This is a genomic window from Halomonas sp. NCCP-2165, assembly GCF_023708045.1.
GTDB classification, from domain to species: domain Bacteria; phylum Pseudomonadota; class Gammaproteobacteria; order Pseudomonadales; family Halomonadaceae; genus Bisbaumannia; species Bisbaumannia pacifica.
The window spans coordinates 16,125-40,243 of the sequence record NZ_BRCY01000029.1; the positions used below are offsets into that span (position 1 = coordinate 16,125).

Sequence of the window (24,119 nt, forward strand, 5' to 3'; positions counted from 1 at the left end):
TTGTGATCGTCGCTATAGCGCGCCCGCCCCTTGTGTCGCTCGATTCAGGCCACCATCGGAGCTACCACTCGGGCCTTCCGGGCGGTGATGGCCAGCCGAAGTGGGCGGAGAGAATAAGCCTAGGGCCCTTGGCAGAAAAAAATTCACTCCGGCCCTAAAGTCCCGTCGGCGTTGGCCGTTAATTAGGGTAACGGCCAACGGCGCCGTTGCGGCAGGCCCCACCGATGCATGGCTCGGGGCGGCCAATGGAGCCCTCAACGCAAGAAGGAAATCACCATGTCCGTGATCAATACCAACATCACTGCCCTGATCGGTCAGAACAACCTGAACAAGTCCCAGTCCGCCCTGCAAGCTGCCCAGGAGCGCCTCTCCTCCGGTCTGCGCATCAACAGCGCCAAGGACGATGCCGCGGGTCAGGCCATCGCCAACAAGATGACTGCCCAGATCACTGGCATGAACCAGGCCAGCCGCAACGCCAGTGATGGCATCTCTCTGGTGCAGACCATGGAGGGTGGCCTGGACCAGATCAATAACAACCTGCAGCGCATCCGCGAGCTGGCGGTTCAGGGCGCTAGCGATACCAACACTGCTGAAGATCGAGCTTCAATTGAGACCGAGATTTCTCAGCGTGTTGCAGAAATTGATAGGGTCGCCGGTAGTGCAAACTTTAATGGCCTCGAGCTTCTTAATGGAAGTGGTGGCACCCTGAGTATTCAGGTTGGCGCTAACACGAATGCTGAAGACGTTATTGATGTGGTGACTCTCGATGCCACAACCGCCACACTTGGTATTAGTGGTTCTGCCGCTGCAATTTCTGGTGGTGGCTCTACCGAGTATCAAACTCTCATTGATAATGTTGATACAGCCATTGAGACCCTGGATACCAACCGGGCAACCTTGGGCGCCACGCTGAACCGCTTCGACTCGGTGATCGATAACCTGGCAACGACTTCCACCAACCTTTCCGAAGCCCGTTCGCGGATCGAGGATGCCGACTACGCGGTGGAAGTGTCGAATATGACCCGCGCCAATATCCTGCAGCAGGCGGGTACCTCCATGCTGGCTCAGGCCAACCAGACGCCGCAGTCCGTGCTCTCGCTGCTGGGCTGATCGTCTGGCCGAAAGAATTGAAGCCGTATGTAGCGACGGGGCCGGGAGGCCCCGTTTTTGTGCATGGGGGGATCGCGAGAAAAACCGCCCAAATGTCGGCTCATTCCCTCCTTTGGGGATGGCTGTGATGCAGTAGGCTGGGCACACTACCGTTTTTTCGTGTGAGCTGCCTTATGGCCAAGAAAACCTCCGTTACCGTAGCCCAGCAGCGCAAGCCTCGCCTGCTCTGGGCCAACCCTTTCTGCCTGCTGGATACCTCAAGCGGCGCCAGCATGACGGTACGCCAGATGCTGCTGCAACTGGTGGCACGTGGCTATGAGGTCCAGGTGTTGGGCGCTACCGTGTTCGATGACCCCAAGGGCATGGGGAGGCTCTCGGAGCAGTTCCCGTATCTTGACTCCCACCTGCATCAGGTGATCGAGGCCAAGGATGGCCCGCTGACTCACCAGCTGGTAGTGAGCGGCAGCCACAACCGTAACCACTTCACCACTCATGAAGAGGGTGCCTGGTACGGTCAGTACCTCTATCTGTTGGATTCATTCAAGCCAGATGTCGTGTGGTTCTACGGTGGCCAGACCCTGGATATGTTGATTGCCGACGAAGCACGCGACCGTGGCATTCCCGTGGCCTTCTACCTGGCCAACGGTAACTACAAGTCTCCGCGCTGGTGCCGCGACGTGGATCTGATCCTCACCGATAGTCAGGCCACGGCAGATATGTACCGCAAAGCGACAGGCTTCGCCGCCAAGCCGGTGGGTAAGTTCATCGACCCTGAACACTTCATAGCTGAAAACCATGAGCGAAAACGCCTGTTGTTTGTCAACCCCAGTTGGCAGAAGGGCGCCAGCGTGTTCGTGCAACTAGCGGAAAAGCTGGAGCGCGAGCGGCCCGATATCGAGCTCGAAGTGGTAGAGGCACGGGCCGACTGGTCGGCGGTACTACGAGACACCACCCAACGCATGGGTCGGCGCCGCAATGAGCTGAACAATGTGGTGATCACGCCTAATACCAGCGATATGCGTTCTCCTTACAGCCGAGCCCGGGTGCTGATCGCGCCCAGCCTGTGGTGGGAAAGCTCCGGCCGCGTACTGGCCGAAGCCATGCTCAATGGTATCCCTGCGCTGATCACTAATCGTGGCGGTATGCCCGAGATGATCGGTGATGCTGGCATTGCTTTCGACCTCCCCGAGGCCTGTTACCAAGAACCCTACCAGCATCTGCTCAGTGATGCAGAGCTGCAACCGCTATTCGATGCCGTAGTGACACTCTTTGATGACCAGGTACAGTATCAGGACTACGTGGAAAAGGCCCGGCGGGTGGGCGAAAAGAAGCATCATATCGATCGCGCTACCGAACGCCTGCTCGCTGCCCTGACGCCTCTGGCACGGTTGCGTGCCGGCAACAAAGACTTCACCATCAGTCAGAAGAAACGTCATCGCCAGAGGTTGGCCAGCCGGGCCACCAAACCTGAGTTCAAGGTGGATCGTTCCCTGCAACAACTGTTTAGCAGCCACCTGGGCTGCGGGTCACAAGCGCTGGTACCAAACGGCAACTTCACTTGGCAGGTCAAGGGCAGGGTGACAGTGCTCGACAACCGCGCCAGTTTGCTCAAGAGTGGGCAGGCCATCAAACTGGTTGAGACTGGTGCATTTGGCATTGTCGCGTTTGATCCCGCCAGCGAAATAACTGATATTCAGAAGTATGAGGGCCGTCAGGATATTCAAGTTTTCCAGCATGCCCTGCTTGGCGATGGAAAAGAATCGACGCTATACGCCTGTGTAGCTCCGGAGATGACCGGTACACTCGCGCCATTGACTGCAGACAAGTTACCTCAACGCCACCAGTTAGGCGCTAAGCAAATAGCCGAGTTGCCTATCAACACCGTAGCACTTGACTCCATTGATGGGTTGGAAAGTCTCGACTGGCTGATTCTCGATGAGTTGAGCGATGCCATGGCGGTACTGGAACATGGCGAGCAAGCGCTCAAGGATACCCTGCTGATCCAGGTTCGTATCGCTTTTCAGCCGACCCATCACCACCAGACTAGCCTGGCGGAGGTGCAACACTGGGCTAGCCGCCACGGTTTTCGCTTCTATCGCTTCCACAATATTGGCTACCACAGTCACCTTCCGGAAAAGCTGAACGCGCCCGTGCAGTATGGCGCCGAGCAGGAAAGTGCCGACGTGCTACTGTTGCCTAGCCATGAGCGCATGGCAGCCTTGAGTGATGATCATAAGATGAAACTTGCATTTTTGCTAAGCAAGGCATTCGAGGCGCATGATATGGCCTTTGAGATGATCAGCTCAGCTGAACCGCAGCGGGCCGTAGAGTTTCTTGAAGCTCAGGGTTTTTTTTCGTCCTTTATTGATGCTGAGCCTCCTGTTACTGCATCTGAGGAAAAATTCTTGAAGGGAGCTGGCTTCTTGGGGCGGGACGATAATCTACTGGAACTGATTGGGAAATGACTTAAGGGTGGCTGCTTCTATGCTGGCTAATGAAAAGTTTGATATTTATGATCGTATCGTCTCCAGTCTCGATGCAGGGGTACAGTTGACCTATTCGCCCTTGATTCGTGAGGCCTTTCATTTTTGCCTACAGGAGGCCAAGAGAAGTGCTGATCAGCCTGAAGTTCGTAAGCCGAGGCTTTCAGGTGTGGCTCCTGACGCTTTTCCTGAAAAAAGAAAGATATCCAAGGTTGGATACTTCTATGATGAGGGGTTTCTGGGGAATGTTCTGAAAGAGTTTGAAGGTAAGGGGGTCTCTGTCGTCAAGCTAGAATTGATGGAGCCGAAGATGAAAAAAGTCCTGAGTAACAAGCAAGAGGAAGAGATCGGTTTTTTTGATTCAAGCTTGCTGAATATGTGCGGATTAAATATTCGCGACTATCTGGTTGGAAGGTTTTGTTTTTTTAATGGTATGGTTTCAAGATATTATGAATCCTTAGCGCGCGCTGGTGTTGATGCTGTAATATTTCGTGTTTATTATGGATTAAATTACTTCCCAATTATTCTTGCTTGTAAAATGCTGGGTATAACGGTAATTGACGTGCAGCATGGTATCAATGGATTTAAGCACCTTGCTTATTCCAGGTTTAGAGAAGGGGAGGTGAGTAGTCCGTTGTTACCGGATATTTTTTGGACTTGGAGTGCGATGGCAACCAGAATGCTGGAAAAGGATAGTTTTATTAATGCATTCTCCCATATTGTGGAGGGTGGTAACCCTGTCTTCTCAGGATCTGGTGACTCTGGGGATGGCGCGTTTTTGCGAGGTCGTGAAGGTAATAGGCTAAGAATACTTTATACACACCAGCCGAAGTCAAAAGCTATTCCTGTTCCCTATGATGAAATAAGGGAATTGTATAATATAAAAGAAAGCAAGGTGGTTATCAGGCCTCATCCCCTTCACTTTGATGAGGCAATGGGAATACAGAGGGAATTGAAAAAGCTGGGTGTTAAATCAAAAGTTGAAGATTCTAGAAAGGTTGCAATAAATGATTCTCTTTCCCGAACAAGTGTGCATGTTACCTATTCGTCAACTTGCGCTCTTGATGCGCTGAACTTCGGAATCCCCTCGGTTTATTGTTCTGACTATATTGGTGATGTCGAGAAGGAGTTTTCAACAGGGCTGTTGTTTAGGATCGGTGAGATCGATGAGTCTGATCTGGTGAGAGTGCCAGAGAAGGCTGTTGACTATAGTCTAGGTGGAGCTGAGAAAGTGAAGAAGGGAGTATCCAGGGTCTTGGCTCTGACATCCAGTGGCAGGGATGGGGGGGATAGCATTTAACGCTAACTCAGTGCTTGACACCGGCAGTGATAATTCTTTAGACACAGACCTGTGTTCCCATGCTTCTGGCGTGCTAAAGCCCAAAATGGGTAATCATCTTTTCGTATGGCGAAATGGTGTCAGAAGTTGGATGGCTTCTCATTTAATTCCGATGAGGGAGAAGATTCCATTCGTTTGGGAAACCTAAGCCCCAAAGGGCGTTTTACGCCGGTATACGCTGAGCTGAAAGTAAGCAGGGAAGACGGATGAAAATCACTATCTTCGGCAGCGGCTATGTAGGACTGGTTACCGCCTGCTGCCTGGCCGACGTGGGGCACCATGTGATGTGCATGGATGTGGATGTCGGCAAGATTGCCCGGCTCCGCCGTGGGGAGATGCCCATCTACGAGCCGGGTCTGAGCGAGCTGGTGCGTCGTAACCTGGCGGCGGGACGGCTGCACTTCACCACCGAGGCCGCCGAGGCGGTGGCCTTCGGTACCCTACAGTTTATCGCCGTGGGTACGCCACCGGACGAGGATGGTAGCGCCGACCTGCAGTATGTGCTGGCGGTGGCCGAGAGCATCGGCCGGGATATGAATGACTTCAGGGTTATCGTCAACAAGTCTACGGTGCCGGTGGGTACCGCCGAAAAGGTACGAGCGCGGGTGGCCGAGGTGCTGGCCGAGCGCGGCGTGGAGGTTCCTTTCGAGGTGTGCTCCAACCCGGAGTTCCTCAAGGAAGGCTCGGCCATCGAGGACTTCAACCATGCGGCGCGAATTATCGTGGGTACCGAGAGCGAGCGCGTCCGATCGCTGATGCGTGAGTGTTACGCCCCCTATATCCGCCTGCAAGAGAAACTGGTATTCATGAGCGTGCGTTCGGCGGAGCTGACCAAGTATGCCGCCAATGCCATGCTGGCCACCAAGATCAGCTTTATCAACGAAATGGCGAATCTGGCCGAGCGCTTGGGTGCCGATGTGGAGGAGGTGCGCCGGGGCATCGGTTCCGATCCGCGTATCGGCTATCACTTTATCTACCCCGGATGTGGCTACGGTGGCTCCTGTTTCCCCAAGGACGTGAGCGCCCTGGCGAAGACCGCCTCCGAGGTCGGCTATGCGGCGGAGTTGCTCGATGCGGTGGCTGCGGTCAACCGGCGCCAGAAACGCACACTGTTCGACAAGCTCTCTCAGGCCTTTGATGGCGAGTTGTCCGACAAGACCATCGCCGTCTGGGGGCTGGCCTTTAAGCCCAACACCGACGATATGCGCGAGGCTCCCAGCCGTGAATTGTTGGCGTCGCTATGGCAGGCCGGGGCCAGGGTGCGGGCCTTCGATCCCAAGGCCATGGAGGAGTGCCGGAGACTGTATCGAGAGCGGGTGGACCTGCGGCTGACCCGGGACCGGGAGACGGCGGTCGAAGGGGCCGATGCCCTGGTGATCTGCACCGAGTGGAAGGAGTTTCGCGCCGTGGATTTTCACTGGCTACGCCAGACCTTGCGCAGCCCGGTGGTGGTCGATGGTCGCAATCTCTATGATCCGTTCCTCGTCAGGGAGGCGGGACTCATGTACTACGCCGTGGGGCGAGGGGCTTCCCTGAACTGACCGGGGAATCGGAGGTCGGCACTTAGTCATCGGGTAAGCCGTGGTAAAAGCCGGCCACTCGGCGCTCGCGCAGTGCTTCGGTGATGTCGTCGCCAAGCGGCTTTCTCAAGCTTTATCCAATATAGCCGATATGCAGGGGGAGGCCATTGTTCCACTGTGATGTCCTACCCCTATCGTCGGAGGAGCCCCATGAGCCTGACCGCCCGCCACTTTCTCGAGCATATCCTGCCCAAGCTGGGGCGTATCGAGACCTATGCCTCCCTGACCCTGGATCGGCAGATTCGCGAGTCCTTCGATGAGGAGCTGCGCAGCCGGCGTCGGCAGCAGCGTCAGGCCCTGTCACTGCAGCTGTTGCCGATCCGCATGAATATCGAGAGCCTCACCCGGCGCTACGCCCATGATCTGCGCCGTGCCGAGGAGGGCAAGGGGAATGCGATTCTCGAGCCGGATGCCAGCGAGCAGGAGGCGCTGGCCACCCTGGAGAGCATGCATCGGCAGTTGGGGTTGGGGGAGAGTACCAGGGAGTGATGGGTAAGCGGGCGGTGCCTTGGCGAGGTAGGTGGCAAGCCGTGTATTGATTTGGCAAGAATAGGGCAGGCCCGGCACGATAATATGCCGGGCCTGCCGCCAGTTGAGGGGGCTTAATGGGTGTGTCAGGCTATCCAAAACCCTGTCGAAGCCCTGTCGTTAGGCTTCGACGCCCTCGGCGTCATTGCCGGCGAGGATATTCTGCTTCCGCTTGGCCTCGGGCAGGTCGTTGATGCAGTAATTGACGTAGTAAAGCGTAAACAGAATAGTATAGAAGACGTTGGTCTTGAGGTCGACTTTATGCTCGTGAAGGGCATATTCCTGGACGGCCTTTCTTGCCTTGAAGGCCCAGACGATATAGAGCACCCAAGAGGCAATCGTCAAGAGGCCCGCGATCATATCGATGGATACGTCGCCGCTTCCGGCCAGGGCACTACCTAGCCCCACGCAGACGGCAATCCAGATGATAAAGGTTGAACTGGCGATATTCTTCTTGGTGATCCGCTCGATGGTCGAGGTGTTTTTATAGATCCATAAAAGCGGATAGATCCCGCCGGTAGCGATGGTCAGCAGTACCAGGTGCAGGGTCTTGGTGTTCAGGTTGTCTTTCAGCTCGTTGATAGTGCTCATTTGACATTTCCTTCCTTGTTGGCGGGGTCAGGCATCACAGCCCATAGACATTGACGAAGAACTCCTCGCCATCATCCGTTACCTCGACGGTATAGGTGATGGGCGCTTCTTCCGACTGACCGGTATTGCTGGCCGACATGACCAGTTGAGCCGCGCACTCATGCGCCCCCGTCTGTTCGTCGGTCCAGGTGGTCCTGACTGACTCGACGGAATAGCTGAAGAGTGAGGCGAAATCCGTCCCATACTGTCTCGCCATCTCCCTGTCGGCGATATCCTTGACCAGGTCCGTCGTCTCTGTGTCACCGCACTTCGGGACACTACTGGAGCAACCGGAAATGGCGATCATGGCTACCGTGGCGAAAATTATTGAGATCCCTTTGGGCATCATGCTTATCCCTTTTCACTGCGTATTCGATGATTTTGAGATTGCTTTTTCTTGTTGTTTTTTGATTGTACACCGGGTATATGGTCGATTCCATTGTTGTAATTGCCGAAATGTCGAGGGCGTTTTTATATCAACTCCCCTTTCCTGTCGCTCGTATATTGACAAAATCGCCGAGACGTCGTGCCTCCATAAAGCTAGCTCTTGTCATGGCTTTCCGGTAATTATCTGTGCTGTAGATGTCATGCAGATGTCCGAATTTTTCGACAATGCTTAGGGAGTTATCCGGGGCAGTGGCTGGCATTTAATGCCTCCCGGCCGGCATCCTTGAGCATATCGCTCACGGCATCGGCATCCTGTGAGCCGAATACCCGGCCACCGGTCGCCTCGGCGATGCAGTCGGACTGGCCGCTGTTCGAGATGTCCATGACATTGATCCGCAGACGAGGCTGTTGCCGGGCGATCTCCTGCGCGATGGCGCATTGGTCTCGGCCGCAGCCATCGGCACCATCGACGAAGGCGAGAATCACGGCGTCGCGTTCCTGACCATCGACCAGTTGCGCGGCTCGCCGCAGGCTGTCGCCGAGGGGAGTGCCATCGTTGGCGATCAGCTCGTTGACGCCCTGCATCAGGCGTGGCCGTTCATCCGCGGCAAACGTGCCGTGGACTCGCGGGGCCATGCAGCCCCGGTAGGTCACCAGGCCGATATCGATTTCCGGGTCGATGGCCCTCACCAGCTCGGCAAAGGCCGGCTTGGCGATCTCCAGCCGGGAAGGGCCGGCGAAGAGTTGCCGTACCCGGGGCGTCTTGGCATACCGTTCGCGCTGCCTGTCACTCATGTCGAAAAACCAGCGTTCGTCCTCGAGGGAGGCGCCGATATGCAGGTTCATCGAGCCGGAGGTGTCGAAGATGGTGACGAATTGCGGGGGCGGGGCATCGTCGCCTCGGCAGGCCATGGGCATTACCTCGTCGGCGCGGCTCGGCCAGGGCAGCGAGATCGGCCCCCAGTGGTGCAGGGCGAGCCACACACCGAGCAAGGCCATGCCGACGAGCAGCACCGGCAGCATCACGGGCACCAGCAGCCAGCGTCGCCGTTGGGCCGGCGCCTGGGGAGGCGGTGGCGCGGTGGGCGTCGCCTGGTGAGCCGCCGGGGGCGGCGTGGCGATCTCCCTGAGCGAAGCCCAGCGGATCACTACCGGGTCGCCGCCTACCGAGTAGAGGTTTGCCTCGGCGGCTTGGGTCGGCAGGTCCCGCAGCGCCTGGGCGGCGGGATCACCACGCCGCTCCAGTTCATCGATCAGGCTGCCCAGCGCCGCCAGGCGCTGACTCAGCCGCTCCATTAGCCGAGCCTGCTCCGCCGCGGAGAGCGCCGTGACGGGGCATGGCTGGCCGGGCAGTTCGCTCCACCACTCCAGGCCACCGTCGCGCCCTTTGCGCGGCAGCGCGAAGAGGTTGCCGATGCTCGGCGGGCAGTGGCGGTGGATCAGCGCCTGTTGGCGCCGCGGTAGCTCGGGGTCGACGAGGGCGTACCCTTCATCGCGCAAGAGGCGCTGCATGGCGGCCCTCCCTGGCGGCCTGGGGGTCGAACGAGATCATGGGCCATAGCCCAGGCTCTGCTGCAGGCGATCGACCTGCTGCTGGAGCGCCTCGAGACGCGCCTCACGCTCGGCCAGGACATCGGCCTCGCCGCTCGAGGGTGCGGGCGTCTCGGCCAGTTGATGCTCCAGCTCGTTGAGCCGGTGTTGCAGTCCCAGTCGCTCCTGGGAGCGCCGTTGCAGACGGGTGACCAGCGCCTGAACGTTGCGCTCGAGTTCGTGATGCTGGCGATGGGTGACGCGCAGCGCGTTGCGGGTGGCACGCTGCTGTTCGGCGATCTGACGGTGGATCTCGCGGAACAGGGCGTTCTCCTCGCGGTCGAGCTCGACCTGCCGCTCGCCGGCATCGACACGCGCCCGGTAGCCGCCGCCGGCATCGCAGGAGAGCTTGGTGAGCAGGCTGGCGTCGCGCTGGTAGGGATCGCAGGCCTCGGGCGTGGTGGCGCAGCCGGCGAGTAGTGCCAGGCCGCCCACGGCGATGAGAAGGCGGGGTGTCATGCGGCTCTCCTTAGCCTAGGGTGATCGCGGAACGCATGGTGTAGAGGTCGTCGACCTCCTGCTGCAGGGCCAGCACCCGCTGGTTCATGACCTCGATCTCCTGTTCGACCCGGGCGACCTCGGTGGGGCCGGCTTGCTGGCGCTCCAGTTGGGCCACTTCCTCGTACTCGCTCACGGTGCGGCGCATATTGTTCAGGTCGCGGCGCAGGATATCGATGTTGTCATCGATGGCGGCGAGTTCGCGCTCGGCGGCCTGGTGATCGACGCGCTGCTCGGCGATCTCCTGCTCCAGGCGCTGGATGCGGGCGCGGTCGTCGGCCATGACCCGGCGCGCGGTGTCGGTGCGAGCGATGACTCGCTGGGTGTCTTCCTGGATGTCCTGGCTCATCACCGCGAGACGCTCGGTGGTGGAGGCGTATTCGCTGCGGCGCTGGTCGAGGTAGTAGTTGGCGCCCAGGGCGACCCCACAGGCCCCGATGCCCGCCACGATGGCGCAGGTGGTGCGGTCACTGCTACCGCTGAGCATGCAGGCCGCAATGCCGACGGCGGCGCCGGCCGCGCAGGCCTGGAGGCCGGACTTGCTGAAGAACTCGGCATCATTGCCCTGGGTCAGGCGCGGGTCGGCGGAGGAGCTGGCGCCCAGCATGCTGCTGCCGGTGCTGGCGCAGCCCGTCAGGAACAGTGCGCCGGCCACGGCGGAGCCGAGCAGCAGTCGCTTGAAGGGGGCGGGCAGGGTCGGTGTCATGGTCGGTTCCCTTGCGTGATGGGTGGATGGTTATGAATTCGCCATGGCCTTGCAGCTCTCCAGCCAGGCCTCGGCGGTGATGCGCTGGTCTTCCAGGTACTGGCGCTGATGCTGCCAGTAGGTCTGCAGGTAGGGGCCGAGCCCGCTCAGTTGCGGGTTGCGCGAGAGGATCTCGCCGAAGACCTCGACCTGCCGGGCAATGGCGTCGTCGCCGTAGAGGGTGGCCGACTCCACCAGGCTGCTGGCGTAGTAGCGGCTCAGCCCCTGCAGGCGCCGTTCCTGCTCGGCCAGGCGTGTCTCGCGCATGGCGCAACTGGCGTCCGGGTTCTCGCCTTCACAGTTGAGGCGATAGTTGTCCGCCAGGAAGTCGAAGAAGACGCCGTCATCCTCGAGCTTGGTGCACAGGAAGGCGCCGAGGTTGAGGCTGGCGCGGATCGCCTGGTCGCGTGCTTCTTCCTGGCGCTGGTTGCTGGCGCGCAGCCGCCGCTCCAGCGACTGCAGCCGCTCCTGCAGGGCGTCGTCCTCGACGTCGGAGGCCAGTTCGGCGAGTTGCGCCACCGTGCCCGGCGAGCCATCGAGCTCCTCCTCGCCCTGGCCCAGCGCCGCCCAGCTCTCCTCGATGGCGGCGATCCGCTCCCGGGAGGTCAGGGTGGGGGCCACCAGTGCCAGGCGCAGGCCGATGGCGCGGCCGCGGTGATGCGCCTCGTTCGCGTAGTAGGGCTCCTCGCCGCGCAGCGCGCTGCGCAGGTCTTGGCGGGGGGTCAGGTAGCTGCCGCCGCGCACCACGAAGCCGCCGGCCTGGCCGTGCTGGCGGTCCAGCTTGTTGAGGCGGAAGGGCTCGAACATCATTTCGGCGGCATTGCCCAGCATGTCGTGCAGGCCGAGGGGGTTGGGGGCCAGCAGGCCCGCCAGTTGCAGCCGGCCGTTGGAGGATTGGGCCCCGGCGAACCATTCATGGGCGTTGAGTCCCTCGGGCATGGGGTAGCGGGTGTCGCGGTACTCGGCGGTGCCCACTTCCAGGCCGCCGCGGGCGGCAAATTCCCACTCCACCTCGGTGGGCAGGCGCAGGAAGCCCAGGGCGCCATCCTCTCGGGGCAGGGCGTCCGGGGCCTGGTCGCGTAGCCACAGGTTGTAGGCGTCGCCGAGCCGCATGGCCTCGAACCAGCTGAGCTCGACTCTGGGCAGGCGCCGACGGTTGGAGGGCGTCGGGCATTCGTCGGCCATCAGGGCCTGGTACTGCAGCTCGGTCAGTTCGTACTTGGCCAGCAGGTAGTGGCGCGACGGACCGGCGTCCGCGCCGCCGAAGCTGCCGGAGATAAAGGCCGGACGACTCTGTTCGACATAGCCCCAGCCGGTGCCGTCCTGGCCGACCCGCACGGGGAAGTCGTCCAGGGGGGCGTCGACGGGCACATGCACCCGGCGAAACGCCATGGCGCCGCCGCAGGGCATGGGCAGGATCACATCGTCCTCGAGGGGCGAGGGGTTGTAGACCCGCTCGGGCCAGGGCTCCTCGGCCTGAGCGGTGGTGGCCAGGCTCAGGCCGGCGACCAGGGCGATGCAGTAGCGATCAGGCTTCACGTAGGCTCTCCGCGGGCTGGATGCCGAAGGCCCTGGCGACGCTCAAGGCGGTCACCAGCAGGGCGACGGCCAGGGTCAGGCTCAGGGCGATCAGGGCGTGGACGACGGTGATATGGCTGACGACCCCGGCCGCCAGGTGGCTACTGGCCAGGGCGCGATCGAAGACGCCGGAGCCGAGCGCGAACAGCCCCAGCCCGGCGGCGAAGGCGACCAGGCTCAGCAGGCCGACCTGGGCGGCCACATAGGCGGCCACCTCGGGCTTCTGGAAGCCCAGCAGGCGCAGCACGGCATAATCGCGGCGCTTGCGATCGATATTGGCCATGAAGGCCCCGGCCATGGAGGCCAGGCAGCCGATCAGCGCGGTGGCGGCGATCACCCCGAAGATCAGCCCCAGCGCGCGGTTGATGGCCCGCAGGTTCTCGATCTCGGCCAGGCGACTGGCGGTATCGATGTGCCGGGCTTCGAGTGCCGCGACCACCTCGGCCACGGCCTCGCCATCGCGGGCGAAGATGCGCGCGCGGGCATAGCGCCGCGGGTAATCGCCACGGTGATTGCCATGCGCCACGCCCAGCCGCGGGCTGGGATGGCCATCGCGGAAGCGTTCCAGCTCGATCAATAGCGGCAGGTCGATAAAGGCCGCGGGGCGCGGGAATCGGGCCGGCGGCAGCACGCCCAGCACGCTCACCTCCAGGCGACCGCGTTCGGGGCGATCATCGAGGCGACGGCTGGCGGCCAGGGTCAGGGTGTCGCCGACGGCGACCCCCAGACGACGGGCGGCGGGCTCGCTGAGGACCACCCCATCGCCCTGCGGAACCGCGCCCGCCTCCTCCAGCAGGGGGTCGCCGGTCGCGGAGGGAACCAGCTCGACGCCTTCCAGGAAGTGCTGGCGGTCGCGCAGCAGATCGGCCTGGGTGTTCAGCGAGCGGGTCTGGCCGATGGCGAAGCCGACACCGGGCAGGGCGCGTATTTCGTTAAGCCAGGCCTCGTCATAGCTGCCGCTGGTCAGCATGCGTACTTCCAGGTTGCGCGGGTCGTCGAGCAACTCGCGTTGCAGCTGGCTGATGACCCCATGCTTGAGACCGAACAGCAGCAGCAGAGGGGCGATGACCGCCACCAGGGCGGCGACAATGCACAGCGATACGTAGCGGTCGTGCCACAGGTCCTGGAGCGCCAGGCGCAGGATCAGCCGGGCACGACCCATCCGGGGCATGGCGTTAGGCGGCAGGGTCAAAGCGACATCCTCCCGGCGTCAGGGTGGCGACCAGCCGGGGCAGCCGGAAGCGGGTGACCAGGGCCAGGTCGTGGGAGACCACCAGAGCGGCCATCTCCAGTTCCTGCACCAGCGAGACGATCAGCCCGAAGAGTCGCTCCCCGGCCCGGGGGTCGAGGGCCGCGGTGGGCTCGTCGGCCAGCAGCAGGCGCGGCTCGTGAGCCATGGCGCGCACGAAGGCGGTGCGTTGCCGCTCGCCGATGGACAGCGCCCCCGGGCGCTTGTCGAGCAGCGGCGCCAGGCCGAGCACGTCGCAGGCGTGGGTCACCCGCTCGCTATGGGGCGGCAATCCCAGCAGGCGGCGGGGCAGGGCGATATTGTCGCGTACGCTCAGAAACGGCAGCAGGCCACCGCTCTGCAGCAGGAAGCCCAGGTCCCGGGCGCGGATCTCGGCCAGCGCCCGCTGGTTACCCCCCCGCAGCAGGGCGGCAAGATCGGTGCGCTCGGCCCCCAGGACAAAGCGCCCCAGGGCCCTGGGGGCCAGCAGCAGGCCGATGGCCTCCAGCAGGGTGCTCTTGCCGCAGCCGCTGGGGCCGACCACGGCCCGTACCTCGCCGCCGGACAGCTCCAGTTCGGGCAGCCGGACCTCATGGCCGGCCGCGCCCCGGCCGCGGCTGATATGGAGTCCTTCGAGCGACAGCATGGCGGTCAGGGCATCATCTCCAGCGGCACGGGATAGACGTCCTCGCGGGGGTCGGCGCCGTCGGCGAGGGCCACCCAGCGATCCACGTCCTCGTTGTAGCGGCGGTAGTGGCGCAGCTTGGTGGCCAGGCGACGGATAAAGCGCTCCTGCTGCAGGCCATCCCAGCTCAGCCAGGTCTGCTCGTCGAGGTTGAGCACCTCGCTCTGATAGGGCAGGTCCTCGAGGTATTCGCTCATCAGCCCCAGCTCGCCCAGGCGCTGCCCCTCGTGCTGCTGTAACTGGTTGGGGTCGGCGCCCATGGCGGCGGCCACCGAGCGCAGGCGCTCGAACATGTCGGTGGGGGAGATCAGCCCGGCATTGGCGGCATCGAGGATCTCGCCGACCACGTCGCTGAGGTCGCTTAGCTGGCCCTTGGTGAGCAGCACCCGCACCTCGGTGGTCGGGACATGCTGGGCGATCAGGTCGCGGTCGCTGATCCAGGCCTCGAAGACCGGGGGAGCCTGGCTGCCGGTGGCCTGGCCCAGGTAGGCCAGGCGCATGGCATGGCCGATCAGCTCCAGGTCGCTCTGCAGGCGTTGCTGCCCGGGATCATCCTGGGCGGCCTCCTCGGCATGCAGGGCGCTGCCGATGGCTTCCTCGCCCAGGTAGGCGGCATGCACCTGGTCGGTGATGGCCGACGCCAGGGCGTCGACGCGCTGGCCGAACAGCGCCACGTCGCCGGTATTCACCGGATAGTAGAGCGAGGTGCCGGTGCCGGCGAAGGTGGAGAGGTTGCTGTACTGTCCCTCGGCCACCGCGTGGTCGCCGCGCCGCTCGCCGGCGGGGGTCTTGAGGTGCAGGGTGTAGACGGCGATGCCCTGGCGGGCGGCTTCCAGGCGGACCTGATCGGCATCGAGCCCGGTGGAGGAGCGCTCGCCGTTGCCCTCGACGGCACTGGCGTCGGTGATCAGCACGATATAGCGGGCGCCGAAGTTGCTCCACTCGACCTGGTCGATGGCCTGCATCACGCCGGCGTAGGCATCCTCTTCCCAGCCCAGGGTGGAGGCCTGGGCTTCCCTCAGGTCGGCCACCCGGGTCATGAAGTCGTTGCCGTCCTCGACCTCGCTGGGGTCGGCGTACAGGCGCGTCACGTACTCGGTGCCGGGGGCATGCTCGACGCTGTCGCGAAAGGAGACCAGGCCGAAGCGGACGCGCTCGGTGAGCCGCTCCTGCTCGATACGCCGGTAGATGCGCTCGACCGCCTCGCGGGTACGCTCGATATAGGGGCCCATGGAGACGGTGGAGTCGATGACGAAGACCACCCCGGCGCTGAATTCGCGTAGCTGGGCGGAGACGTCATCCGGGGTATCCTGAGCCTGCGCTTCGTCGGCCTCGCTGACCGAGGCGACCCGCAACAGGCGGGTCCTGAAGCCCGCCTCGGTCATGATCTCCTCGCCCTCGAGGATCGGCAGCAGGTAGAACTGCTCGTGCAGATCGACGAAGTACTCCGGTTCCTGGGCGACGATGCCCGGCGCCTCGCCATCCCGGCGCAGCCGGGCACGCAGCGGGGCGACCTGGCCGGAGGGCTCGAAGTCGTCGAAGATCGTCATCAGGCCATCGCGGTCGTCGAAGAACATCAGGCGGTCGCGGTTGGCCGGGTTGGTGAATGCCAGCGTCAGCTGCATCTCCCAGTCCACGGTGCAGGAGGCCGGCAGCCAACCGCTGATGGTGCCGTAGCTGTCGGGGCCGACCTCCAGCCACTCCTCGCCGTCCTGTTCGCTGCGTTGATAGACATAGAAGCGGCTAAAGGCCGGCTGCGGCTCGCCACCCTCGGCGCCGGCCCGATCATTGAGGCGGCAGCCGGGGGTGGTCAGGACGCGCTGATGGAGGGTCTGCTTGCCCTCCTGGAGCAGCGGGCGGACCTCGGCGCTTGCCGCCGTGGCGGCCGCCGCCACTGGCAGGCCGAGGGCCAGGCTCAACAGGCGTAGGCGTCGCATCATCCCTGCAGCTCCTCGAGGCGCTGACCGGCCTCGGCGTTGTCGGGGTCGAGCCCGAGGGCGGTTTCGTACCAGAAGAGGGCGGTTTCCGCGTCCGCCTCCGGGAAACAGGCGCTGGGCGCATGCCCGGCCGGATCGAACTCGCGGGCATAGGCCAGCGCGGCGGCGGCATCGCCGTTCAGGGCCTGGTGAGCGTAGAGGCGCCGGGCGATACCGCAGTGGCCGTTGTCCCTGGCCTCGGTGATCACCGCCAGCATATCGCCGCCCTCGTTACCGGCGCCGGTACACCCCTGGATAAACGTCAGCTCGCCCGCCTCGCCCATGCGTTGCAGGGAGCAGGGCGCGGCCACGGCGGCACTCTCGATGGGGGCGGGCTCCTCGGGCGCCGGTGTCTCGAGAGTACTTGCCTCACTGGTCTCGTCGGGGGTGGGCTCCTCGGGCAGCGACGCTTCCGCGGGTGTGGCCTCGGGCTCGTCCAGGGGCTCCTCGATGGCGACGTCGTCGGCGCCGGGAGCACCCTCCCGGTCGCTTAGGGAGAGGCCGAACCAGGCGGCGGCGCCGATAAGCGCGGCGAGCAGCACCACGGCGAGCAGGATCCACAACCCACGCTTGTTGGTGCCGGTCGGCGCCGGCTCGGGCGCTTGCGTGATCGGCTCAGGCTCTGGCTCGGGGGCCGGCGCTTCGCTGACCGGTTCCGGTATCGGTTCCGGCTCGGGGGCGGGCGCGTCGGCGGGTGGCTCGGGCGGCGCCGGGGGAGTGAGCGCGGCGCTGGCCGCCGGCGTCGAGGCGCTACCGCTGGCGCCCGACGCCAATAGGCCCTGGCCCAGGCGCAGGCGCGCCATGCCGACCTGGGTGCCGTCCGGCCCGTAGAACCTGGCCATGTTGGTGGCGTGGGGGTTTTCCAGCAGCGGGTCGACGAGCCGCTGGTCGACCATCGCCGCGAGATGCCCCTCGGCGGTGGGGCTCAGTGTCGGCAGGTGGAAGCGGAAGGCATTGCTGCGCCACTCTCCGTCGTCCTGCAGGAAGTATTCGTCCTGATTGCGCTGGATATCCACCGACAGGCCCTCGCTGGCCCCCTGCCAGCCGATGATCACCAGCTGGCCGTGGCCGGGCTGATTGGTGTCCAGCGGTCGCAGCTCTACCTTACGCATGGGCGGTCTCCCTGGCGGTAAACATCTCCAGCACCTCGCCGAGACGTTCGTTCTGTTCGATGGTGATTTCGCGCCCGCCGCTATGGCCGGCGTTCTCCTGGGTCAGCAGGCAGAGCGCGGAGAGCCAGTCGCCGAGATAGACCAGGGCCTGGTTGACCGGCTGGTCGGGCAGGTGGGGATGGTCGGTACTCGACAGCTGGTGCCGCTCGTAGCCGAACAGCTGGGTCTTGGCGCCGACGAAGCTGACCGGGCGCCGTTCGATCGGCTGATAGTGGAAGCCGAGCCAGGCGATAAAGTCGCGCAGCACCAGCTGGGCGGCCAGGACCTGACGCGACGCCAGGCGGTCGCGGCGGGCGCCGCTCTGCACGCGCTTGACCAGCGCCTCGTACAGCCGCTCCTGCACGCGCAGCCGGCTGGCGCCGGTGATCAGCTCGTCGGTCAGCCGTTGCACCAGCTCGCGCTCCAGGCCCAGCATGCGCAGCAGCCCCTGGCGCTGGGGCAGGTCGCGCATATGGCCGACCCAGGCGTGATAGACGGCCCGGGCGAAGCGGTGGTCGGCGCTCTGCAGTACCGGGGCCCCGGACGCCTCGGCGGCAGGGGAGGCCGCCTCGCCGGGGCCGTCACCGAAGGGCAGGTCGCCGAAGCCGCCTTCCAGGCCGAAGCCGCTGCTGCCGTAGAGTCCGCCGTCATCACTGGGGGCGCTCGCCTCGTCGCCCGCGGCATCGGGGGCCAGGCTGTCTTCGCTGTCGCTGAGGTAGAGGTCGCGCACCGTCTCCTCCGGCAGCTCCAGCCGGTAGTGGAGTTCACCGAGGGACGGCAGGCGCGTCTGCAGCTCCTTCCAGAAGCGGGCCGCGGTGTCGCGTTTCTCGGCGACCTCGCCATCGGCGTCACCGAAGTGCCAGCGGGCCAGGCGCTCCTCGATCAGGCTGCGCCGGGTGTTCTCGAGCTGGCCGGCGATGCGCCCCAGCTTGTAGTCGAGCCCGGCGATACGCCCCAGGTAGTCGCCGATCCGGGCCATGCCGCCGTCGTCCAGGGTCAGCATGGCCTGCCAGGCATCGGCCGGCTGGCCGACGTGCCTGAGTACCGAGGGGCTCTCCACGAAGGTCGCCTGCATGCGCGCCAGGGCGTCCGCGGCATCCTCGCGGATGGCGGCCTCGCGTGCGTCCTCGTTGATCAGGAAGGGCACCGGCAGGCGTGGCTTGCGCACCAGGTAGGTGTTGTCGAAGGCCTGGCCGGGGGCCCACTCCTGCATCCAGGGGTAGCCGCCGAAGCGCTCGAGCATGGTCATCTTGATCAGGCCTTCCCAGCCGTCGCGGAGCTGGCCGTCGGGCTGCTGCAGGGCCCCGGTGATGCGCATGTCGAACATGGTCAGCGCCCAGATCAGCCCCGGGTCGCGACGGCCCCGCTCGGCGGCGGTTTCCCCCTGGGTCTTCTCGATCCAGCGGGTCAGCACCGGGCCGACGCTGGTCACGTCGCTCTGCTTGCTGGCGCTGGTGCATACCACCAGGCCGTTCATTTCCTGGCTGTCGGTGTAGCGCTCGAACAGATAGGCGACCTTGCCGCGCAGCAGCAGCTGGGAGAGCCCCTCCTGGCTGCCGGGCTCGCCGATCTGGCGCAGGCTGAGGCGGCCGCGGTAGCCGGGAAAGTCGAGCAGGTCGACTCGCTCGACGCGCGGGTCGCGGGTCGGTTCCACCAGCGGGAAGGTCAGCTCGGCGGTGAGGGCGGCCAGTTGCGCCACCGGCAGGCCGACCGGGGCGCCGGGCTCGTCACCCTCGACGGGGCAGACGTCCAGGGGCTGATCCCGGGCGGTGCCCAGGCGCTCGAGGATGTCCACGTTCATGATGCTGTCGCGCTGACTGAAGCCGTCGCCGTCGCGAACCACCAGGCAGCGCAGCGGCGCATAGACCCGTGAGGCATGCCCCAGGGCGCCCAGCGACTGGGCCAACTGGCGATACAGTTGGGTCAGCTCGGGTTGCTCGCCCCACAACAGGGAAAACAGCTCCGCCCGCTGGTGGCCGTTGAGGCGCGGGGCCAGCTGGATCACGCGTGGCCAGTAGCGGGCATTGAGCTTGGCGACCGACTTCGGGAAGCTGGCGTGCAGGTAGTCCCAGAGCTCCACGACGCTCTCCGCCGTCATGCCCGGCTGCGGCGCCCCGCTGTAGTCGCCCTCGTAAGGGGCCAGCGCGGCCGCCACCTTGCTTTCGTCGATCTCGTAGGCGTCTTCGCGTTCGTGGTCGAAGTCGTTGAACCAGGCATTGGCCAGCACCTTGGCGACCTCGACCTCGCGGAACAGCTTGAGCTCGACGGGGAACTCCGCGGGACCGGAGCGGGCGCTGCGGCTGAAGCGGGTGACCAGGCCGGTGGCTTCCTTGCCGCCGCCGACCGGGTTGACGTGCTCGATAAAGTCGAGGCGCGCCGGGCCGTAGTGCGTCTCCAGCTTGCCATTCTCGCCGGCGGCCAGCGCCGAGATCAGGTAGGACTTGCCCGCCTGGGAGAGGCCGAAGAAGCCCACCGTCATGGGCGTGGTGGCGGCGCGGGCCAGGTTCTGAGCCAGGTTGCGGCCACGGTAGAACTCGAGGCTCAACTGGTCGGCCTCGCTGTCCAGGCTGGGGGCGCTGTCGCGCACCGTCTCGATCCACTCCAGGGCCGCCCCGGCGCCCCGATGAAAGGCTTGCCAGCCGGCGCTGAGTCGCTGTTGTTCGGGTGTCAACTGGTTCATGTCCGCTTCACGCTCCCGCTGTCCAGCCAGTAGTTGGTATCGCCCAGGCCGGCGTCGATAAGGGTATTGAGCTGCAGCTTCAGGTCTCGGGCCGTGAAGTTGGCGCCGTCGTCGGTTTCCACGCTGGCGACCTTCAGCCGATCGCTGATCAGGCTGCCCTTGCCGGCTCGCTCGTCCACGCTCAGCCGCACCTTGAGCACCGGTGCCACCTGCCCCTTGGCTTCCGCCTCGCCGAGCTTCCTGGCCCCCGAGGCGGTGAAGTCGAGGACATAGAGCGGCGAGGCCGTCCAGCGCTGTGCCGCCAGCTGGCGAAAGCCGATGCGCAGCGGGCCGCGCATCTCGATGGCGGGGGTGTCGCCGTTCTCGTCCTCCGGCAGCACGATGGCGGTACCGTCCTCGGTGGTGGCGATATCGCGATAGGTCACGTCGGCATCGGGGATGGTGTTGTTGTTGTCGATCAGGCCGATATGCCGGATGGTCGAGTAGGGGCGCAGGGCGGCGGCGCGGAAGAAGAAGTTGGAGAGGTTGCGCTGGGCGCACAGCAGACAGAGCATGGCGCCCACCGAGGCGGTGCTCTTGGGGTCGTCGATGCGGCCGTTGCGATGGAAGGGGTACCAGCTGCCGGTGCGGTAGCCCTGCAGCGGCAGGATGCGGCCCGGGGGCAGCGGCAGCATCTTGCGCAGGTAGGCCTGGATGCCGGGCAGGCGCGACGGTCGGCCGGTGATCAGCAGGGTGTCGCACTGATACTGGAAGACCACTTCGCACAGCGATGCCAGGGTCTTGCAGATATTGAAGCGATCCTTGAGGAAGGCGCGGTGCACGTCGAGCAGATCGATGGTGAGCGGAATATCGAGCAGATCGAATGTCAGCTCCGGGCCCAGCTCGCGGCGCAGGGCCCCTTCCACGTAGCGGCGCACCGAGTCGCTGACGGCGCGAGTGCCCAGGCGCTCGCCGTAGGTCAGCGTCTCGGGGCCACAGGGCCGCTCGGGATCGAAGGCCTCATAGGCCTCGAGCAGGGCCAGCCCCAGCGGCGTGAAGAGCTGCAGGTTGAGCTGCTGGCGCAGCACCTGCTCCTGGGCGTTGGCGCCCTCCTGGCCACACAGCCGCGACATCATCGCCTCGGGGGCGGCCACGCCGGCCCGCTTGAGCGCCGCCTCGAAACTGGGCAGCACGAACAGCTGGATGACGTCGAGGAGGATATCGTCGCCGGCGACCCGGAAGCCGTCGCGGAAGCGCTGCTCCGGTACCACGAAGACGTTGCTGCCGCTGCTGCTGACGCCGTTGCGATCCAGGTAGTAGTCGGTGATCACCAGGTCGGTGGTGCCACCGCCGATATCGATGGTGGCCAGGCTGATGCGCTCCCGGTTCGGCTTGCCGGGGCGTGCCAGGGTATCGAAGAACTCCTCGGGGTGGCCGGCGAAGTTCTCCTTGATCTCGGTATAGAGGTAGACCAGTTGCCCGCAGGAGGCCTCGTCCCACTCCACCCGCAGCGTCGGCATGGGCACGCGCAGGGTGTCGGCGCCGGCGGTGAAGGGGTCGCTCTCTTCCACATCGTCGTGCCAGCCCAGGCTCTTCCATACCAGGGCCACCGTCTGCTCCAGGCGCGAGACCAGCAGGCTGCGCTCCGCCTGGGGCATGGCGGGGGGGACCGTGAGGGTGATCGAGCGTAACTGGCGCGGGCGGTTGGTGTGCCCCTGGCGCACCCGCTGGGCGGGGCTGTTGGTCTGCATCAGCGCCTGGGCGAGCACCTCGGCCAGCATGAAGGTCATCAGCGAGCTGCGCGAGTAGTGCGGCTTGAAGACCGGCATCTGCGCTTCCTCGGGCAGGGCGTAGAGCGCATCGCCCAGCTCGTTGATCAGGTGCGAGAAGGGCGCGGCGGTGGCGTGGGGTTCGGTATCGGTCCGCACATAGGCGCTGTTGAAGCGCCAGCCATGACGATACAGCTCCTCGTCCCACAGGTAGCGCTTGGGGCTGGAGAGGCCCGTGGAGCCCTCGGTGCCCCGGCGGCGGCCGGCCAGGCGCCCCGCCTCGACACCGACCCGGGCGATGGTCGGCCACAGGAAGGCGTCGGGACGGCCGCTCTTGACCGACAGGTGGTCCTTGCCGAAGAAGGTTTGGGAGAACTCGACGCGGCTCTCGAAGGGCTCGCGATACACCCGCTCCGGGTCGACCAGGTCGCGCAGCTCGAGCACATAGTTGTGCGTCAGGCCCATGCCCGATTGGCCATGATCCTCGATCAGGATGCCGCAGGTGCGCGAGTTGCCCACGTCCAGCACCAGGTCCACGGGGATGGCGCCTTCGCCCTGGGCGATCACCTTGAGGTCGGGAATCTCGACCCGCGGCCTGGGGTCGCGGTGTTCCGCCTTGATGGGCCGGTGCAGCAGGCTCAGCACATTGAGGTAGTGGGCCTGAGGCAGGCGCTCCTCCAGGGCGTCGTTCATCTCCTGGCTGTCCAGCCCCGGGTTGGCATCGCGGAACAGCTCTTCGAGCCACTCCTTGACCCAGGCCTGATCCATGAACCAGCGCATGTCGATGGTCATGGTGGCCAGGCGGAAGTTGGCCCCGGCGTTGATATCGTCATCGCTGGGACAGAGGTAGGCCGTGTTGTCGCGATGCGGCAGGGTGCGGGTGTCGAAGGCCAGGGTCAGGCGGTGGGTGTGGCCGTCGAGATCCGGCTCCTCCAGCGCGACCAGGCGCAGGCGCGCCCAGTTGGCGGGCCCCTGGTCGAACTTGCTGGGGGGGCGAAAGCGCAGGAAGGGAATGGGCAGCCAGGCCCCATTCAACTGCTCGAGGCTGGTGGCCATGGGGACATCGAAGTCCGGCTCCCTGACCGTCTCGATCTTGTCGCTGGCGCCATCCCTTTCGATGACATGAAAGAGGTCGCCGCTTTCCTGGTTGACCAGCAGGCGGGTCGGCATCTTGTCGGCATTGGCCAGGTACTTGAATTCGCCCGCGGGCTCCCGGCGCGGATCGAGCGTCAGGCCGAAGTCCATGAACTGAACGCCGGAGTGGCTGACCAGGGTGGCCACCTCTTCGAACTGGATGATTTCTGGCAACATGATCGGGTAACCGTCCTGTTAGCTGGCTTTCCGCAACTGCATGGGGAAAGACTCGTCGTCGTAGCTGGCGGCGCAGCCGGCCGTTTCTTCGGCGGCCTGCCGGCACTCCACACGGGGCATCTCGTAGTGGCTGCCATCCTCGCAGCGGGCCCGTTCCCGGGCCTCCATCTGCAGCCGGCCGTCCTGCATGACGGCCGACACCGGCCCGGCACAGGTCATGCCGGTGCTGCCGCCGCGCTGGATATACATCACCCCGTCTCCCTGATCGAAGGCGTAGCTCACCCGCAGGGGGCGGCCGCTCTGGCTGTCCATGACCCCGGCGCCGCGCCAGTTGCCATCGAGAAACTCGGCCTTGCCGTCGGGGGCGTCGGGCGGCAGGGTCAGCGGCTCCAGGGCGCCCGGCGCCATCTCCGGTATATCGGGGGGTGGAATCAGGCCCTCCGGCGGCATCTCCGTAGGAGACGGCATCTCGGCCGGCGCACTGGCTTCCGACGGCGAGGGCGTGGCCGGCATGCCCCCGGCGGTCGGCCCCTCGGCCGAAGGCTCGGCAGTCGGGGGCGGCACGGCCGGCAGGCCGGTTTCGGGAAGCGCTGCGTCGGGGAGGGCGGCATCAGGTGACGGCAGGGCCGGGGTGCCGATGGTGGGCGTGATACCGACGACGGCCGGGGCCGATGGGCCGCCCTCGATGCCCGCAGGCGCCGGGTCGGGCAGCGCGACCGAGCCACCGTCAGCCCGATGGAAGGGCCAGAAATCCCAACCTTGCCAAAGCGATCGGGGGAAGGTGACACCGGGGGAGCCGGGGGCCGGGGAGAGTGCGCCGAGGCTCGGGGCGCCCACCGAGGTGCAGGCCCTGAGTCCGAACAGCAGCAGGG

The 24,119-nt window shown here is 64.6% G+C and carries 18 protein-coding genes; 5 read left to right on the top strand and 13 right to left on the bottom strand.

Features of this window, described 5'->3' with window-relative positions:
• Positions 1-276: 276 nt before the first annotated feature.
• The 5 genes from NFU04_RS13565 to NFU04_RS13585 all read left to right on the top strand — a co-directional run bounded on the left by NFU04_RS13565 (position 277) and on the right by NFU04_RS13585 (position 7,001).
• A complete protein-coding gene (locus tag NFU04_RS13565) occupies positions 277-1,110 on the top strand; it encodes a flagellin N-terminal helical domain-containing protein (RefSeq protein ID WP_251309984.1) in 834 nt (277 codons plus the stop codon).
• A 173-nt stretch (positions 1,111-1,283) separates the two neighbouring features.
• Complete coding sequence (locus tag NFU04_RS13570) at positions 1,284-3,575, top strand: glycosyltransferase (RefSeq protein ID WP_251309985.1); 2,292 nt, start codon at positions 1,284-1,286, stop codon at positions 3,573-3,575.
• 7 nt (positions 3,576-3,582) lie between these two features.
• Positions 3,583-4,893 carry a hypothetical protein gene (locus tag NFU04_RS13575; protein WP_251309986.1) on the top strand — a complete coding sequence of 437 codons (1,311 nt, stop codon included), beginning with the start codon at positions 3,583-3,585 and terminating at the stop codon, positions 4,891-4,893.
• 245 nt (positions 4,894-5,138) lie between these two features.
• Entirely contained in the window at positions 5,139-6,473 is a 1,335-nt protein-coding gene (locus NFU04_RS13580) for a UDP-glucose dehydrogenase family protein (RefSeq protein WP_251309987.1), read from the top strand.
• A gap of 189 nt (positions 6,474-6,662) precedes the next feature.
• Entirely contained in the window at positions 6,663-7,001 is a 339-nt protein-coding gene (locus NFU04_RS13585; protein ID WP_251309988.1) for a hypothetical protein, read from the top strand.
• 159 nt (positions 7,002-7,160) lie between these two features.
• On the opposite strand, the gene NFU04_RS13590 is transcribed toward NFU04_RS13585, so the two are convergent.
• The 13 genes from NFU04_RS13590 to NFU04_RS13650 all read right to left on the bottom strand — a co-directional run bounded on the left by NFU04_RS13590 (position 7,161) and on the right by NFU04_RS13650 (position 23,715).
• The gene (locus NFU04_RS13590; protein ID WP_251309989.1) at positions 7,161-7,631 is read right to left on the bottom strand and encodes a DUF4234 domain-containing protein; all 471 of its coding nucleotides are present in this window, start codon (positions 7,629-7,631) and stop codon (positions 7,161-7,163) included.
• A gap of 34 nt (positions 7,632-7,665) precedes the next feature.
• Positions 7,666-8,019, bottom strand: coding sequence for a hypothetical protein (locus tag NFU04_RS13595; RefSeq protein ID WP_251309990.1), 354 nt, complete (start codon positions 8,017-8,019; stop codon positions 7,666-7,668).
• A gap of 275 nt (positions 8,020-8,294) precedes the next feature.
• Positions 8,295-9,569: a VWA domain-containing protein gene (locus tag NFU04_RS13600; RefSeq protein ID WP_251309991.1), complete on the bottom strand. Its 1,275-nt coding sequence runs from the start codon at positions 9,567-9,569 to the stop codon at positions 8,295-8,297.
• A 36-nt stretch (positions 9,570-9,605) separates the two neighbouring features.
• Positions 9,606-10,106 (bottom strand): hypothetical protein, encoded by a 501-nt coding sequence (locus tag NFU04_RS13605; RefSeq protein ID WP_251309992.1) that lies wholly within the window; start codon positions 10,104-10,106, stop codon positions 9,606-9,608.
• A 10-nt stretch (positions 10,107-10,116) separates the two neighbouring features.
• Positions 10,117-10,851: a hypothetical protein gene (locus NFU04_RS13610; protein ID WP_251309993.1), complete on the bottom strand. Its 735-nt coding sequence runs from the start codon at positions 10,849-10,851 to the stop codon at positions 10,117-10,119.
• Positions 10,852-10,881: 30 nt separating this feature from the next.
• Positions 10,882-12,429: a formylglycine-generating enzyme family protein gene (locus tag NFU04_RS13615; protein WP_251309994.1), complete on the bottom strand. Its 1,548-nt coding sequence runs from the start codon at positions 12,427-12,429 to the stop codon at positions 10,882-10,884.
• Positions 12,419-13,660 carry an ABC transporter permease gene (locus tag NFU04_RS13620; RefSeq protein WP_251309995.1) on the bottom strand — a complete coding sequence of 414 codons (1,242 nt, stop codon included), beginning with the start codon at positions 13,658-13,660 and terminating at the stop codon, positions 12,419-12,421. The genes NFU04_RS13615 and NFU04_RS13620 overlap by 11 nt, the downstream gene beginning before the upstream one ends.
• Positions 13,644-14,342: an ABC transporter ATP-binding protein gene (locus NFU04_RS13625; RefSeq protein WP_251309996.1), complete on the bottom strand. Its 699-nt coding sequence runs from the start codon at positions 14,340-14,342 to the stop codon at positions 13,644-13,646. Before NFU04_RS13625 ends, NFU04_RS13620 begins: the two co-directional genes overlap by 17 nt.
• A gap of 5 nt (positions 14,343-14,347) precedes the next feature.
• Positions 14,348-16,321, bottom strand: coding sequence for a vWA domain-containing protein (locus NFU04_RS13630; protein WP_251309997.1), 1,974 nt, complete (start codon positions 16,319-16,321; stop codon positions 14,348-14,350).
• Positions 16,318-17,469 (bottom strand): hypothetical protein, encoded by a 1,152-nt coding sequence (locus NFU04_RS13635; protein ID WP_251309998.1) that lies wholly within the window; start codon positions 17,467-17,469, stop codon positions 16,318-16,320. Before NFU04_RS13635 ends, NFU04_RS13630 begins: the two co-directional genes overlap by 4 nt.
• Positions 17,462-20,188 carry a putative virulence factor gene (locus tag NFU04_RS13640; protein WP_251309999.1) on the bottom strand — a complete coding sequence of 909 codons (2,727 nt, stop codon included), beginning with the start codon at positions 20,186-20,188 and terminating at the stop codon, positions 17,462-17,464. Before NFU04_RS13640 ends, NFU04_RS13635 begins: the two co-directional genes overlap by 8 nt.
• Positions 20,185-23,247, bottom strand: a complete 3,063-nt coding sequence (locus tag NFU04_RS13645) for a virulence factor SrfB (RefSeq protein ID WP_251310000.1) — start codon at positions 23,245-23,247, stop codon at positions 20,185-20,187. Before NFU04_RS13645 ends, NFU04_RS13640 begins: the two co-directional genes overlap by 4 nt.
• Before the next feature lie 18 nt (positions 23,248-23,265).
• A complete protein-coding gene (locus tag NFU04_RS13650; RefSeq protein WP_251310001.1) occupies positions 23,266-23,715 on the bottom strand; it encodes a hypothetical protein in 450 nt (149 codons plus the stop codon).
• Positions 23,716-24,119: the final 404 nt, after the last annotated feature.